Origin of the sequence: Flavobacterium sp. WC2409, assembly GCF_041200085.1 — a bacterium.
GTDB lineage: Bacteria > Bacteroidota > Bacteroidia > Flavobacteriales > Flavobacteriaceae > Flavobacterium.
This window is the reverse complement of record NZ_CP165625.1, coordinates 3,125,893-3,141,656: the sequence shown is the minus strand read 5'-3', so window position 1 is coordinate 3,141,656 and position 15,764 is coordinate 3,125,893. Positions and strand designations below refer to the sequence as shown.

Genomic DNA, 15,764 nt, shown 5'->3' with positions numbered 1-15,764 from the left:
TTTATTTTTGAATTCCTTCTGAAGTCATAATTACTCGTTTCATTGTGCCATTTTCGTTGTAATACAATCGATCGATGCAAACGGATCTTCTAAAACTTCCGCCGTCTGGCTGAGTAGCTCCATTGTGATAGATGAAATAGTCTTTTCCCTTAAATTCAATTATAGCTTGGTGATTGGTATTTGAATTTCCAGCGATTTCATTCAAAATGCCTTTGTATTCCCATGGACCATTGATTGATTTACTCATTGCATAAGCTATCTTTTCGGGAAATTGATATGCATAAGATAAATAATACCAATCTTTTTTCTTGTGAATCCAAGGCGCCTCAGTGTAATTTGGTAAGGAGATGGTTTTAATTGGGCCATCTAATTCGAGCATGTTTTCTTTTAATTTAGCATAATGACAAACTGAGTTTCCCCAAAATAAATAGGCTTGTCCATCATCATCAATCATAACCGTTGGATCAATATCATCCCAATCAATCTTGGTTTGTGTGGTCATGTCATTAGTAACAAGAGCTTTTCCTAATGCATCTTTAAAAGGACCTGTTGGACTATCCGAAACTGCAACTCCAATGGCTTTCCCGTTGATGGCTCCATGAGAAACAGTAACATACCAATAAAATTTACCGTTGCGTTCAATAACTTGTGCCGCCCAAGCATCAGAGCTTGCCCAAGCAAAATCAGTTACTTTAAGAGGTACTGGATGTTCCTCCCAATGAATCATATCGGATGAGGAATAAACCAGCCATTCGTTCATTTTATAAAAATTGAAATCATTTGGTGCTTCATCATGGCCAGCGTACAAGTACACTTTGTCTTTGTAAACAAGCGCAGCTGGATCACCAGTATACTTTCCTTTTATGATTGGATTGTTAAAGGTTGTTGTACCACTGTTTATTTCTTCATTTGCGGAAGCGCTATTTTTATCTATTTTTATTGCTTTACAAGAGGAGAATAGTACAACAGTACATAGGATTAAAAATATATTTTTCATTTTATGTTTTATTTTTATTCAATCTTATAATATGAAGGAATAAATTAGTTTGTTTTTTTACCCCAAACAGGTAATCCTGCTGTCGTAAGTCCGGAGTAAGTTATTGTTACTTTTCGTGTGGCACTTTCCCAATCCCAAGCATCACTAACTTTACATTTTATTCCGTTTACGGTAAGTACTGCGTTTGTGCTGTCATAAGACCAAGTTCCGGTAAGTCCACCGCTCACTTTTTTATCGGCTGTTAAGTATATAGTAACCGATTTTTGAATGACTTTGTATTGGTAATTCATTGTGATTTGTTCCCATTGACCTATAAAAGAGCTTTCGGTTAATGTAGTTTTTGGTACTGCAGCATAGCGCTCAGGTGCTATTACTGGCCATCCATCTTCCGACCACTGAATTTCTCGTACATGTCCCATCATTATTGCATTTGAAACATTAATTCCAGGAACACCTTCTGGTAAACGCGCTTGTGAGGCATAAAACCATTGTTTTGTATCTGGGTTTTGGAAAATGGCGCAATGTGAAATTCCAACCCAGCCCGTATGATTGTTAAAACCGTAAGGATGTGTTAGCATCGGCCAACAATCGGCTCCGTTTGTAACATTGGCTCCGTTTATTCCTAGATAAGGACCTGTGATGTTTTTTGATCGAGCGACACGAGTATTGTACGGTACATCTAGTCCGTCATACGCCATAAATAAATAATAATATTGGGTGTCTGTATTGTATATAATTTCTGGTCCTTCGGAACCTTGCCAACGACTAATTGCACTACGACTAGCGATACGGGTTCCATAATCGCTTAAAGTTTTTAATTGGTATGGCTTCCCTGTTGTTGGGTCTAATTTTAAGGCAGCAATACCCGAATGCCATGAACCATAAATTAAATACTGTTCTCCTGCAGGAGTTTCAATAAAACTTGGGTCAATTGCATTGAACTTGAAATAGGCATCTTCCCAATTTCTAGCACCCGTAAAGGAATAAGGTTTTAATCCGTCTGGTTCTGAGCATACAACCATCCCTTTATCTACCCAAACATTCGAAGCCAAATCGTCGGTTTCAGCCAGTCCAATAAATGCTCTTTCACTCCATGAGTAGGTAAAATCAGAACCAATTATTGGATTATCAACTACTATGCTATAGTACATACGATACTTGTTACCTACTTTTCTCACACAAGGTGCCCAAAAACCGTAGTTAGGACTTGTAATTGGAGGCAAAACTGGATTCATTCTAGCTCTTTTGTTATTTACAGAATCCAAAACCCAAGTAGGAGCAGTAGTCATCGAAGACCCCATGAATTCCCAATTGACAAGATCTTTAGATCTTCTATAAAAAAAATGACCGTGTCCATCAGTAGCGTTTCCATAGGATGCATCCGTTTGATACATATAATAATAATCGCCACATTTCTCTACTGTAGGGTCGTGAACATTGGCTAAATTCCATTGTGAATTAGTTCCCCAAGCGGCTATAGACGTATAATTATCTGCATAGCTTGGTCCTGGAAAGGTAACTGGAGTGGGAGTGGGAGTTGGTGTAGGAGTTGGATCTGGAGTAGGGGCATCACTACTTGAGCAACTACTGGTAGAAGCCACAACCAGCAACAGTACTAGTGATGGGACTAATTTTAAAATAGAATTAAATTTTTTCATTGTATCCTTTTTTATTTACTTTCTAACATTATTACAGAAAAAGGAGGGACCACAATAGATAACTTTCCTTTTTTCACGTCAAATCCTTTGTAAACTACTGGTTGTATTTTGTTTGGATTATCAAAAGAATTGTAATCCTGCAATTTTGATGATGATAATATGTTTCCAGAAATTGCTTTGATTCCAAGTTCGTTTAGATCAATTTCTATTTTATGATCTTTCTTAGTGTCTACGTTTACCAATGAAATATGAACTAATCCGTTTTTATCTTTTGAAGCCGAAGCCGATAAAGCAGGAAGCGATTCGCCATTATAGGTATACAGTGGAGAATTTAAAGTAATGGGTAATAGTTTTGCATCTTGATGTACACTGTACATTTGCATCACATGATAGGTTGGTGTTAAAATCATTTTAGCTTTATCTGTAAGGATAACGGCCTGTAAAACATTTACACATTGTGCCAAGTTTGCCATTCGAACACGATCCGCATGGTTGTTGAAAATATTAAGAGTTGCTCCTGCTAGAACAGCATCTCTCATAGTATTTTGTTGGTATAAAAATCCAGGATTAGTTCCTTTTTCCACATCGTACCAACCGCCCCATTCATCTACAACCAAAGCAATTTTTTTCTCTGGATCATATTTATCCATGATAGCCCCATGTTTAACGATCAATTCATCCATTTTTATGGCTTCTTTCATTGTTGTGAAATATTGCCCTTCGGTAAAATCAACTGCATCTCCTTTTTTATTCCATTCAATCACTGAGTAATGATGCATTGCTACACCACCCAACATGTTTGCTGGGATATTTTTCATCAAAGTTTCAGTCCAGTTATAGTCGGCATCACTTGCACCAGATGCTATACGCATCAAGCCACCAGTGTTTTCCCAATCAGACATGAAAGTGGCATATTTACGGTATTCGCCAGCATAATAATCAGGTGTCATATTGCCACCGCAACCCCAAGCTTCATTACCAATTCCCCAAATTTTTACTTTCCAAGGTTCTATTCGACCATTTTTTTTACGTAAATCACTCATTGGGCTTTTACCTCCAAAGTTGGCATATTGTACCCAGTCTGAAAGTTCTTGCACAGTTCCGCTTCCTACATTTCCGGATAAGTAAGGTTCTGCTCCAAGCAATTCACATAGGTTTAAAAAATCATGTGTTCCAAAACTATTGTCTTCTGTCGTTCCTCCCCACCATTTGTTTACCATTGTTGGTCTTTCTTCTTTTGGTCCAATACCATCTTTCCAGTGGTAAGTGTCCGCAAAACAACCACCTGGCCATCTTAAATTAGGGATTTTTAATTTTTTTAGTGCTTCAACAATGTCATTTCGTACTCCATTTGTATTTGGAATTTTGGATGTGTCACCCACAAAAAAACCTCCGTAGATAGAACGTCCTAAATGCTCGGCAAAATGGCCATAGATGTTTTTGTTGATAGTAGGTGCACTTTCATTACTTTTTATAGAAAGTACTATATTCTCTTTTTGAGAAAAAATACTTTGGTTACAAAAAATAAAAACTAATAATAATAACGCTTTTTTCATATTTTATTTAAGTAATAATATCACATGGTAAACTTTTTTAAGGCCTAGCATGTGATATTAAAATTTCTAACTAATTCAATCAAATTGTATTAATACCCATCATTTTGAACGGTACCAGGATTGTTATCCATTTCTAATTGTGGTATTGGGAAATATTCTCTTCCTGATGCGTAAGAATTAAATTCAACATCTCTTGATTTTAACCAAGCAAGCTTTACGGGATCTTGCAACCAACCCCAACGACGAATATCATCAAAACGGTGTCCTTCAAGAGGGAACTCTAAGAATCTTTCGTGACCTATTTGGTCTCTCATACCTGCTTGTGATAATCCGGGTTTTGCTGTAGCCAAATTAGGTAATCCAGCTCTAGTTCTAACCATTTGAATATAAGTATAAGCACCTGGGGTATCGCCAGTCTCGTTTAAAGTTTCAGCATACATTAACAAGATATCAGCATAACGTAACAAACGCTCGTTGATTCCTGAACGCCAGTCGTATTCATTAGCATAATTTCCATCTGAATTTTCATATTTTCTACAAAATAAATCATTCAAATCTCCAGGGTTTGCTGCATAAAAAGTGGCAAAATCTTGTCCGTACAATTGCATTCCACCAGGTTTGTTATAGAACATTGTAGCATCCAATCGAGGGTCAACTGCACCAGATGTAGTCTTTTCATCATGAAATTCATCAAACAATGCTCTTGTTGGTTGTACATCTGTCCATCCAAAAGCTCTTGGTCCATAAGTAATTGCTCTAGCTGATGTTTTTCCCCATCCAGAAGCTGGAGCACCACCCCAACCTAAGTCAACTCCACCTGCATTTCTACTGAATTGTACTTCAAATAATGACTCCGAATTGTTTTCATTACTGTCTGTAAAATTATCACGGTAGTTAGAGACTAACGAATAAACGCCTAAATCGATTACTTGTTTAAATGCAATTTTAGCATTGGCAAAATCTTTAGTAAACAAGTAGGCTTTCCCTAAATATCCTAAAGCAGCTCCTTTTGTAGCACGTCCTTTTTGACCTGCATCTAATCCTGTAACATTATCATAAGTTGATGGTAACAAATCTGCAGCTGCTTTAAAGTCGGCAATTACTTGTGCCCATCCATCTTGTTGCGTTTTTTGTGGATAATAAACAGCAATGTCTGTAGGTAATGGTACGTTTTTAAACATGTTTACGGCATGAAACAAATACAATCCTCTTAAGAAATAGGCTTGACCTAAAATTCTGTTTTTAAGTCCTGCATCTGCCATTTCAATAGCTGAAACATTCGTAAGTACTTGATTCGCACGATAAATACCTTGGTAATACGTTTCGTAAGCCCAACCATAAATTGCTGAATTTGATACATTAGAGTTGAAACGCCCAACATTGTACATGGCATCCCAAGGACTGTTACTTCTTGTGTCATCTCCTTTTAAGTCTAATAATAAAGGAGTACTTCTCATGTACGTTCCATCAGTTAACAAACTACCATAAGCAGCATTTACACCTTGAATAGCATCCTGATCCGTTTTCCAGAAAGAATCTACCGCATTGTTATTTGGGTCAACTTGAATTAAATCTCCATCATTTACACAGCTCGTTGTTACGACTGCTATTGAGAAGAAAACAGTTAGATAATTAAATATTTTATATTTCATTTTGATTCGTTTTAAATTGTTTGGTTATTTTTAAAAATTCACTTCAAGTCCTAAAGAAAAAGTTCTAGGATTTGGGAATGAACCACCATCGTATCCTCTTGAGAACAAACCATCATTGCTATTAAAATCAGGGTCATATCCTCTGTATTTGCTGATTATTAATAAATTTTGACCGTTTACAAATAATTTTGCTTTTTGAATAAAGCTTATATTTTTAAGTGGAATTTCGTAACCAATTTGCATTGTTTGCAATTTTATGTAGTCTCCTTTTTCGATGAAACGATTAGAGTCTCTTGTGTTTGCATTTGGATCACCTATAATTGGACGAGGAACGTTTGTATTTGTATTTGTAGGTGTCCAGTAATTTAGTTCATCTATACTATGGTTACCATATTGTCCAGCCATTAAATTGCGATACATTCCATCAAACACTTTGTTTCCACCGCTTCCTTGCCAAAACATAGAGAAGTCCCAGTTTTTGTATGAACTACTAAAGTTAAAACCATAACTGTATTTAGGAATTGTAGTTCCTTGGTACGTTCTATCAAGATCTGTAATCATTCCGTCACCGTTTACATCCTTGAATTTTACATCTCCAACTCCTGCATTAGTTTGTGTTGGTGATGCAGCCAGATCTGCAGCATTTTGAAAAATTCCAGCAGTTTCGTATGCGTAAATTTCACCTATTGATCTACCTACTTCTGTTTTTGAAGCAGCACCGTAAATTGGGTTTCCATCAAGACCTATTTGTAATACTTTGTTATTCAAAGTACCTAAGTTAGCTGAGATACTATATTTGAAAGCATTATGATCATTATTATAGGTAGCTGAAAATTCTAAACCATTGTTTCTAACTGCACCTGCATTTGTTGTTACACTTGCAGGAAAAGCACCAGTTGAAAACGGTAATGGCACTCCAATTAAAAGGTCAGTTGATTTTTTAACATAATATTCAGCTGTAAATTGTAGGTCATTATTAAGTAATCCTAATTCAAGAGCGACGTTCGTAGTTCTTGTTTCTTCCCAGTGTACATTTGGATCTAAAGCACTTACTACTGTTGTTCCTGGTGCCAATGCGTTATTAAAATCATAACCAGCAAAACTATTGGTAGTAGTTGCGAAAAAGTAAGTTGGGATTGTGTTGTTACCTAATATACCGTAACCTCCTCTTAATTTAATATTGCTTACCCATTCTGGCAAGTGGATGAATTTTTCATTACTGATTTTCCATGCTCCTGAGAAAGAGTAAAAATTACCTTTATTGTATTTTTGACTAAAAAGAGAAGTTTTGTCTTGTCTAAAGTTAGCTTGCAACAAGTAACGGTCATCATACGCATAATTTAATCTGCTTAAATACGATACACCAGTAATTGTGTTTTCATATTCTCCAGCACTAGTGTTATCAGCATATTCTAAATGGCTAATTTCTCCGGGAGTATATCCAACTCCTCTTGACCAGTGATTGTAGTTATCACTACGTTCTTGTACCCAACCTACTAAAGCATCAAATTTATGTTTGCCAATTTCTTTTTCGTAAGTAAGTAAGTTGTTTAAGAAAGTTCTAGATTGACTTCCTGTAGAAACATCTAATGAAGCTTCATCATTTGTAGTAAGATAGTACCATCCTAAATCACTTGGCGGGATGAATTTTCTATTTTGCCAATCCAGTCTGTCAAAACTAGCGTCAATTTTATATTTTAAACCTTTAACGATTTCATATTCTCCCCAAATATCTCCAATAAAACGATTTCTTTTTCCAGTATTAGTTATCAAGTTGTTGTAACCAATAACGTTCATAGAAATAGCTCTTTGTGTTAAGTTTGTTGTTCCACCGTAACCACCTAAACGGTTCGCATCATAAACAGGCATTGTAGGAATAGCACCTAATAAATCACTAATTGGAGATTCACCAGCGTTGTACTCGTTAAAATTTTCTTTACCTGATTGTGTAAATCCTAATTTTGAACCGTATTTAAATTTTCCTTTTTTACCAGTTAAATTCAAAGTAGTAGATACTCTTTTATAATCTTGTGGGGAATCGATATAGCTACTATTTTTAAAATAGTCCACATTCATATTATACCCTAAACTTTCGGCACCACCACTAAAAGTAAGAGAATGGTTTTCTATAATTCCAGTTTTAAAAGCTGCATTTTGCCAGTTTGTATCTACATTGTTGATGTAATAAGGGCTACTAGGATCATTACCTGGAGCAATAGTTAATCCAGCATTAACCTCTGCAGCACTAGTAATATTTTGATATCCTACTCTATCAGTAAGATCCCATTTTTTGGCTACGTTTTGAAAACCAACAAGTGATTTGTATTTAATGTCAAATTTACCTGCTTTTCCTTTTTTAGTAGTAATAATGATTACTCCATTTGCACCACGAACCCCATATATTGCAGCAGAAGAAGCGTCTTTTAAAACTTGCATAGATTCAATTTCACCAGTTGCAAAGTCATAAGGACTGTCTACAATCATACCATCAATTACAAAAAGAGGATTGTTGTTACTAAAAGAGTTAATACCTCTAATTTTAATGTTAACGAATCCACCTGGTTCTCCTGAGGTTTGCATGGTAACTCCTGCTACTTGACCTTGAAGCATTTTTGCAGCATCATAAGTTACCGTTTTCTTAGCATTATCCATGTTTACCACACTAACAGATCCTGTAAGGTCTGATTTTTTTTGAGTACCATACCCAATAACAACTACTTCATCTAATTTATTTAAATTGTCACTTAATGCGATGTTTAGTTGAGTTTTGTTACCAATGATCATTTCTTGATTTGAATATCCTAAATAGGAAAAAACAAGAATATCTTTTGGTGATGCTTTTATTGAATATTCCCCATCTAGTCCTGTAACAGTAACGGTATTGGTTCCTTTTACTAAAACATTGACTCCTGGTATTGGCATTTCATCTTTTGCCGATTTGACAACCCCTTTTATAGTCTTATCTTCTTGGGCAGAAAGAGTATAAGAAGAAAATAACATAACTATTATTACTAATAGCCATTCTTTTCTCGGCAATTCAAAATTGCAATAGAAAAATGATCGTTGGTTTGTTTTCATTCTAATTTGTTTTGGTTAGTTATAAGTGTATATTTTACATTTGTAAATTTAATTAAAAAAAAACTATAAAAACAAATTAATATGGTAAAAAAAATATCGAAAAAAAACACATATTGCAAATTAAGTGTAAAAACAACATTTAAAAATTGTATTTTTTTTAAAAAACCATAACGTTTTTACAATTTATTTATATAAAAGGTAGTGTTTTCATTAAAAAAGCGATTATTTAATCAAAAAATCAGAAGTGAATAATTATTATTAAAATCAGGATTTATTTGCGTTTTTAACTATAAATCAGGGTAGTATTGTGTAATAAAAGCTTATTACAGCATCCTTTTTTAACAAATCGCAGGTATTTTGGAATGGTAAAACGGTAATAAAGTGCTTCATTAATTGAATTAACTTAAAAAAAAGATAGTGGCCTTCTTTTATTAATGATAAGAACGATATCCAAAATTAAAACAACTACTATCTCAATTTCCGAACATAATTTAGCTGTGATTTACCCTTTATAATTTACGAAGTGTAAAAACCACATTAATAAATTATGAAACGGATGAGGAAGTTTATATATTTACCCTAAAAAAGGAGTATGCTTAATAGTTATAGTTCTGCTGACAAAGTATTATTAGCAGTAGATTGTATCATTTTTGGTTTTGATGATGAAGGTTTAAAAATACTTTTAATTAAAAGGGATTTTGAACCAGAAAAAGGGAAGTGGTCTTTAATAGGAGGCTTTCTTAAAAAAGAAGAAGTATTAGATGCTGCTGCACTAAGAATCCTTAATAGTTATACGGGACTTCAAGATATTTATATGGAGCAGTTGCATGCTTATAGTGATATTGATCGTGACCCTGTCGAGAGAACTATTTCAGTAGCTTATTATGCTTTAATTAATATTGAAAATCATAATGCAGAGTTGATTCAAAATTATCATGCACAATGGTTTAGTGTTTCGAATGCTCCAAAATTAATTTTTGACCATGATTCGATGCTACGACATGCTATAAGAAGATTGCGTTATAGAACTTCGATTAAACCAATAGGATTTGAACTTTTGCCTGAAAAATTCACGATGCGTCAATTGTTAGAATTGTATGAAGCAATTTTAAGCAAAGAGCTGGATAAAAGGAATTTTATCAGTAAAATAAATTCATTGGATATTTTGATAAAATTAGAGGAGAAAGATATGATGTCTTCTAGAAAAGGGTCGTATCTGTATACTTTTGACAAAGAAAAATACGATGCGAAATTATTGAATGATTTTGTACTGAATCTTTAATAATTTAGTAGTTCGTTACTTAAAATAAAAAAGGAAGTCTCTTTATTGAGGCTTCCTTTTTTTTGGATAGTTAAATCGTGAGATATAGAATTTATCGCATCGCCTTTGACGTACTACAATTTCAAGAGATTTGATTATTCGGTATCAATTAAGAACTATTTAGTGAAATAAAATGGCTAAAATAAGTTAGCTCTGTTTTTTGTTTTAACTATTTCCTTTTTGATAATCGGCTAAAAATGTAGCCAAACCACTATCTGTAAGTGGGTGTTTTAGCAAGCCTTCAATAGCACTCAATGGTCCAGTTATTACATCGGCACCAATTTTAGCACAATTTAAAATATGCATGACGTGACGTACTGATGCGGCTAGAATTTGAGTTTCGTAACCGTAATTGTCATAAATTAATTTGATGTCTTCGATAAGTGTTAAACCATCGGTAGAGATGTCATCTAATCTTCCTATAAAAGGAGAAACATAAGTAGCACCTGCTTTGGCTGCCAATAAAGCTTGACCTGCCGAAAACACCAAAGTGCAATTGGTTTTTATTCCTTTGTTCGAAAAGTATTTTATTGCTTTGATCCCGTCTTTTATCATTGGGATTTTTACTACAATTTGTGGATGCAAGGCAGCTAATTTTTCTCCTTCGGCAACCATTCCTTCAAAGTCAGTTGAAATTACTTCGGCACTAACATCGCCATCAACTAATTCGCATATTTTTACATAATGAGCAATGATATTAGCTGCACCAGTAATTCCTTCTTTTGCCATTAATGATGGGTTAGTAGTTACACCATCTAGGATTCCTAAATCATTTGCCTCTTTAATGTCTTTTAAATTTGCTGTATCTATAAAAAATTTCATGTCTTTATTATTTAGTTTTTTGTTTGTTTATTTACTTTCTTCAATATATTTTAGGATTTCTTCGCAAGCATGTGCACTTGTAAATCCAAATTTTTCATCTAAAACTGTTGCTGGTGCCGAATATCCAAAATGGTCTAGCCCAATTACTTTTCCGCTATCTCCTATCAAACCTTCAAGATTTACGGGTAGTCCAGCAGTAAGGCCAAAAACTAATTTTCCTTTTGGAATTATACTTTCTTGGTACGATTTAGATTGCTCTTTGAATAATCCTTCAGAAATGATGGAGGCTACATTTATTTTTAGATTTTTTTCTTTTTCCAATAGAACTGCAGCAGCTAAAAGGGTTGCCACTTCCGAACCATTTGCGATTAATGTGATATCTGGATTTTGAGTTGACTTTACTAAATATCCGCCTTTTGACGCTTCTGTAGCCTCTTCGTATCTTGAAGTTCCTTGTGCAGGAATATCTTGAATGTTTTGTCTCGAAAGAATTAAACCAGTTGGAGTTTTAGTGTTTTTTAATGCCATATCCCAAGCTACTGATGTTTCTATCGCATCGGCAGGGCGTAAGGCCAATAAACTTTGATTCCCTGAATGGTTTTTAATTTTTTCCATCAAGCGAATTTGTGCTTCCTGTTCGATAGGTTGGTGCGTAGGTCCATCTTCACCAACGCGAAACGAGTCATGTGTCCAAACATATTTTACAGGTAATTCTTGAATAGCTGCTAATCGAATAGCTGGTTTCATATAATCGGAGAATACAAAAAATGTCGCTACTACAGGGATTACACCACCATGAAGCGCAATTCCGTTTGCGATGGAAGTCATTGTTAATTCAGCCACTCCAGCTTGTAAAAAGGCACCATTAAAATCATTTTTTTGTAAAATCGATGATTTTTTAAGGAATCCATCAGTTTTGTCACTGTTCGATAAATCTGCCGATGAAACAATCATATTTTCTACGTTTTCTGCTAAATAGGCAAGTACAGCAGAAGAAGCTTCTCTTGTTGCTACATTTGGTTTTTGAACAACACTGCTTAAATCTAAATCAGGAATTTCACCAGATAAAAACGATTCTAGTTTTAAAGAAAGCGCTGGATTTTCTTTTTTCCAAGAAGCGATTTGGAGTTTTTTATTAGCAGATGTTGCTGTTTTTAATTCAAGGATGTTAGCGTAATGTTTTGCGACTTCTTCATAAATAGCAAATGGATCTTCGGGATTTGCTTTTAGATTTAAAAGTGTTTTTACGTAATCTGCTTTTGTATCACCAATAGGTTTTCCATGCAATTCACATTCTCCTTCATACATCGCCCCAGTTGCTGTAACACAACCTTTTCCCATAATTGTCTTCCCAATGATCAAAGTAGGTTTTTCAACTTCTTCGTGTGCTTCACTAAGTGCTTTTCTTATTTGAGTATGATCATGACCATCAATTGTGATTACGTTCCAACCCCAAGCCTCATATTTCATGGCGGTATTTTCGGATGTTACTTCATCTGTCATTGACGAAAGTTGCACATCATTAGAATCATAAAACATGATGAAATTATTCAATCCTAAGTGTCCAGCAATTCTACCTGCCCCTTGAGAAATTTCCTCTTGAACACCACCATCAGTGATGAAACCGTATATTTTATGCTCAAAAAGCCCTTTGAATCTTGCATCAAGAAACTTGGCGGCAATAGCTGCTCCAACACCCATAGCATGACCTTGTCCTAATGGTCCCGAGGTATTTTCAATACCTCTCAAAACATCCACTTCGGGATGTCCTGGCGTTACGGAGCCCCATTGTCTAAATTGTTGAAGGTCTTCTTTTTTGTAATTTCCTAATAAATAATATTGAGAATACATTAATGCTGATAAATGTCCAGCATCCATAAAGAAACGGTCTCTGTATGGCCAATCCATTTCGGTTGGGTCAAAGTTGAGGTATTCCGTATATAAAAGATGCATAAAATCGGCACCACCCATGGCGCCTCCAGGATGTCCTGAATTGGCTTTTTCTACCATTGAAATGGAAAGCGCTCTTATGTTGTCTGTAGCTAATTGGTCAATTTTTTGGTTCATAATTATAGTTCTATTTTTTTATTGTAATTAATTAAAAATCCAAACTGTCAATTCAATTTTATAATAAAAACAAAATTTGTTGTCGTTTTTAGCGATTGAATTAAAGTAGATTAAGTGTTTTTTTTTACTAATTAGTTAAAAACAAAATCAACCAAACTTGAGAAATTGTGTATTGAAAATTGTTGAAAAATAATAAGTGTAAAAAATACATTTACAAATGTATGCAAATTTATTCTACAATAACAAATAAATTATTTTTATAACTTTTTTAAATAAGAATCTTATTTTTTTAGCCAATAAAAAATGGCAATACTATTTTTTTGATAGTATTGCCAAAGTAAGACTGTGTTATTGAAAAACGATAGAAAGGTTAAATCCCCTTTGTGTTGAGGTATTATTTAATTAGTCTTCAAGAATCGGAAAGTCTCTTTTTTTGCTTCTAATTGAAATGCATTTTCTTTTTTAGTAAAATTCATTTCAATAATTGCTGCTTTTCTGGGTGCTTCCTGAGCACCATTGAAATGCGTATGGAAAACATATTGCAACTGGTTCTCTTTGTCCAAAAATAAATCACCATGACCGGTTCCATTTTCTCCAATTAAATTTCGAGAAATAATAGGACTCGTTGCTGCCTTTTCCCAAGGTCCTAAGGGACTTTTACTGGTAGCGTATCCTACGGCATAGTCAGGATTTCTAAAATCATTTGCTGAATAAATTAAATAATACAAGCCCTCTTTTTTTATCACTGTAGGCCCTTCGGCAACTGGCCAGTTTACATTTTGGGTGTTTTCCCATAGTAGTTGTGCAGAGATACATTCTGTTAGTGTTTCTGGTTTTATACTTAAAAGGTCATCATTTATTTCGGCTACAAAAATTCGGTTTCCATTTGTAAGTCTAACATGATATAAATATTTTTTGCCATCATCATCTATAAATACAAATGGGTCTATTTGCTTTACTAGAGCTACTAGAGGTTCTTTTGTTGTATTTTTAAATGGTCCAATCGGGTTATTACTTGTTGCAACGGCAATATTTTCATTGGCAGTATAAATCATATAAAATAGATTGTTATACTTTATTATTTGTGGAGCCCAAAATCCGGTTGTTCCATATGCATCTCCTTTTTTGAGTGCAAGACCACCTTGAGCACCTACGGGTCCTTTCCAATTTTTTTGATCAGTTGAGGTATACACCTGAAAGCCTTCTCCAATAACAGTTGTGTTTCCAGTAGTTGTTCCGTATAAGTAATAGGTTCCATCGTTATAAAAAATGGTAGGATCTGCTAGAAAAATATCTTTTAATGCTACTGGGGGGGCAGGGGTTATTTTATCTTCTCCTTTTGGTTGAGAACAAGAACTTAAACTTAGTCCTAAAAATAGAATTATATAAATTTTTTTCATTTGAGTTTAATTAGAGATCATTTTATTTACGAATTGAAAAGTGGTAATACGAGATTGTGTGATATTTTTCACCCAGTTTTAAGGTTATCGATGGGAAATTTGGTTGGTTTGGTGCATCTGGAAAATGTTGTGTTTCTAAAGCGAATGCGGTTCTAAAATTATCTTTTGCACCTGATTTAAATGTGTTTTTACCTTGCATAAAATTGCCACTGTAAAACTGAATTCCAGGTTCGGTTGTATATATATCCATAGAAATCCCCGAAAGGTCTCCAGTAATTGTAGCCGCATGTTGCATTCCATCTTTAATATCTCCAGTTAGGACATAATTATGATCGTAGCCTTTTCCAAACTCTAGCTGTTCGTTTTTAGTCTCAATGCGCTCTCCAATAGTGTGTTTTTCAAGAAAATCAAAAGGGGTGTCAGCAACATTTTCTAATTTACCAGTTGGAATTAAACCAGAATCTACTGGTGTATATTGTTGTGCAAATAATTGTAATTCATGGTTCAAAATAGTACCACTACCTTCTCCATTTAAATTAAAAAAAGCATGATTGGTTAAATTAACAATGGTAGTTTTATCAGTGGTGGCTTCATATTCCATTTTTAAAGTTTTATCTGCAGTAATACTGTAGGTTACTTTTACGTGTAGATTTCCAGGAAATCCTTGTTCCATATCAGCAGCAATGTAGGTCAAAATTAAAGTATGCTCATCCGTTTTATCCGCACTCCACACTACATCTTGAAAGCCTTTTTTACCACCATGCAATGCATTTTCTCCGTTATTTAAAGGAACATTGTATTCTTTACCTTCAAGGGTAAACTTCCCTTTTGCAATTCGGTTTCCAACTCTACCTATTGTAGCTCCAAAGTAGGGTTCTGTCGATTTTTGAAACCCAATGACACTGTTCATTCCAACTACAACATCAGTTTCTTTTCTATTTTTATCTATTAACCATAATCCTACTAATCTTCCTCCGTAATTGGTGAAAGCCGCTTTTAAACCGTTATTTTCGATCCAATATAAGCTCGTCTTTTTATTGTCTATTACTGTTTCAAAATTTTTATTTTCTAAAGAATTTTTAGCCAATTGAGTAGTCGATTCTTGATTCATATCTTTTTGAGTTGAATTATTATTTTTATTTTCTTTGCATGAAACTTGAATTACAGTAAGAATTATAGCGGTGTAAATCTGAATTTTTTTCATTTTTTTTAA

At 34.3% G+C, this 15,764-nt stretch carries 10 protein-coding genes; 1 reads left to right on the top strand and 9 read right to left on the bottom strand.

Annotated elements, in window-relative coordinates; translation table 11 throughout:
- Position 1 precedes the first annotated feature (1 nt).
- The 5 genes from AB3G34_RS13440 to AB3G34_RS13420 form a co-directional block, all read right to left on the bottom strand.
- Positions 2–997 carry a glycoside hydrolase family 43 protein gene (locus AB3G34_RS13440; RefSeq protein WP_369752720.1) on the bottom strand — a complete coding sequence of 332 codons (996 nt, stop codon included), beginning with the start codon at positions 995–997 and terminating at the stop codon, positions 2–4.
- A 44-nt stretch (positions 998–1,041) separates the two neighbouring features.
- Complete coding sequence (locus AB3G34_RS13435) at positions 1,042–2,655, bottom strand: arabinan endo-1,5-alpha-L-arabinosidase (protein ID WP_367772463.1); 1,614 nt, start codon at positions 2,653–2,655, stop codon at positions 1,042–1,044.
- Positions 2,656–2,666: 11 nt separating this feature from the next.
- On the bottom strand, positions 2,667–4,211 hold the full coding sequence (locus tag AB3G34_RS13430) for an alpha-N-arabinofuranosidase (RefSeq protein WP_369752719.1): 1,545 nt from the start codon (positions 4,209–4,211) through the stop codon (positions 2,667–2,669).
- Positions 4,212–4,300: 89 nt separating this feature from the next.
- Complete coding sequence (locus AB3G34_RS13425) at positions 4,301–5,863, bottom strand: RagB/SusD family nutrient uptake outer membrane protein (protein ID WP_369752718.1); 1,563 nt, start codon at positions 5,861–5,863, stop codon at positions 4,301–4,303.
- A 30-nt stretch (positions 5,864–5,893) separates the two neighbouring features.
- Complete coding sequence (locus AB3G34_RS13420; protein ID WP_369752717.1) at positions 5,894–8,941, bottom strand: SusC/RagA family TonB-linked outer membrane protein; 3,048 nt, start codon at positions 8,939–8,941, stop codon at positions 5,894–5,896.
- A gap of 592 nt (positions 8,942–9,533) precedes the next feature.
- On the opposite strand from AB3G34_RS13420, the gene AB3G34_RS13415 reads away from it, so the two are divergent.
- The gene (locus tag AB3G34_RS13415; protein WP_367755787.1) at positions 9,534–10,223 is read left to right on the top strand and encodes an NUDIX domain-containing protein; all 690 of its coding nucleotides are present in this window, start codon (positions 9,534–9,536) and stop codon (positions 10,221–10,223) included.
- 204 nt (positions 10,224–10,427) lie between these two features.
- Here the strand turns inward: AB3G34_RS13415 and fsa are convergent, their stop codons facing one another.
- From fsa to AB3G34_RS13395, 4 genes are all read right to left on the bottom strand, one after another.
- Positions 10,428–11,084, bottom strand: a complete 657-nt coding sequence (fsa, locus tag AB3G34_RS13410; RefSeq protein ID WP_369752716.1) for a fructose-6-phosphate aldolase — start codon at positions 11,082–11,084, stop codon at positions 10,428–10,430.
- A gap of 27 nt (positions 11,085–11,111) precedes the next feature.
- A complete protein-coding gene (locus AB3G34_RS13405) occupies positions 11,112–13,151 on the bottom strand; it encodes a transketolase family protein (protein ID WP_367772453.1) in 2,040 nt (679 codons plus the stop codon).
- Positions 13,152–13,549: 398 nt separating this feature from the next.
- Complete coding sequence (locus AB3G34_RS13400) at positions 13,550–14,551, bottom strand: glycoside hydrolase family 43 protein (protein ID WP_367772451.1); 1,002 nt, start codon at positions 14,549–14,551, stop codon at positions 13,550–13,552.
- A gap of 22 nt (positions 14,552–14,573) precedes the next feature.
- Positions 14,574–15,755, bottom strand: a complete 1,182-nt coding sequence (locus AB3G34_RS13395) for an aldose epimerase family protein (protein ID WP_369752715.1) — start codon at positions 15,753–15,755, stop codon at positions 14,574–14,576.
- Positions 15,756–15,764 lie beyond the last annotated feature (9 nt).

Excerpts from the sequence above, each read along its gene's own strand:
- AB3G34_RS13440 (WP_369752720.1), bottom strand. The coding sequence starts at position 997 with ATGAAAAATATATTTTTAATCCTATGTACTGTTGTACTATTCTCCTCT.
- AB3G34_RS13435 (WP_367772463.1), bottom strand. The coding sequence starts at position 2,655 with ATGAAAAAATTTAATTCTATTTTAAAATTAGTCCCATCACTAGTACTG.
- AB3G34_RS13430 (WP_369752719.1), bottom strand. The coding sequence starts at position 4,211 with ATGAAAAAAGCGTTATTATTATTAGTTTTTATTTTTTGTAACCAAAGT.
- AB3G34_RS13425 (WP_369752718.1), bottom strand. The coding sequence starts at position 5,863 with ATGAAATATAAAATATTTAATTATCTAACTGTTTTCTTCTCAATAGCA.
- AB3G34_RS13420 (WP_369752717.1), bottom strand. The coding sequence starts at position 8,941 with ATGAAAACAAACCAACGATCATTTTTCTATTGCAATTTTGAATTGCCG.
- AB3G34_RS13415 (WP_367755787.1), top strand. The coding sequence starts at position 9,534 with ATGCTTAATAGTTATAGTTCTGCTGACAAAGTATTATTAGCAGTAGAT.
- fsa (WP_369752716.1), bottom strand. The coding sequence starts at position 11,084 with ATGAAATTTTTTATAGATACAGCAAATTTAAAAGACATTAAAGAGGCA.
- AB3G34_RS13405 (WP_367772453.1), bottom strand. The coding sequence starts at position 13,151 with ATGAACCAAAAAATTGACCAATTAGCTACAGACAACATAAGAGCGCTT.
- AB3G34_RS13400 (WP_367772451.1), bottom strand. The coding sequence starts at position 14,551 with ATGAAAAAAATTTATATAATTCTATTTTTAGGACTAAGTTTAAGTTCT.
- AB3G34_RS13395 (WP_369752715.1), bottom strand. The coding sequence starts at position 15,755 with ATGAAAAAAATTCAGATTTACACCGCTATAATTCTTACTGTAATTCAA.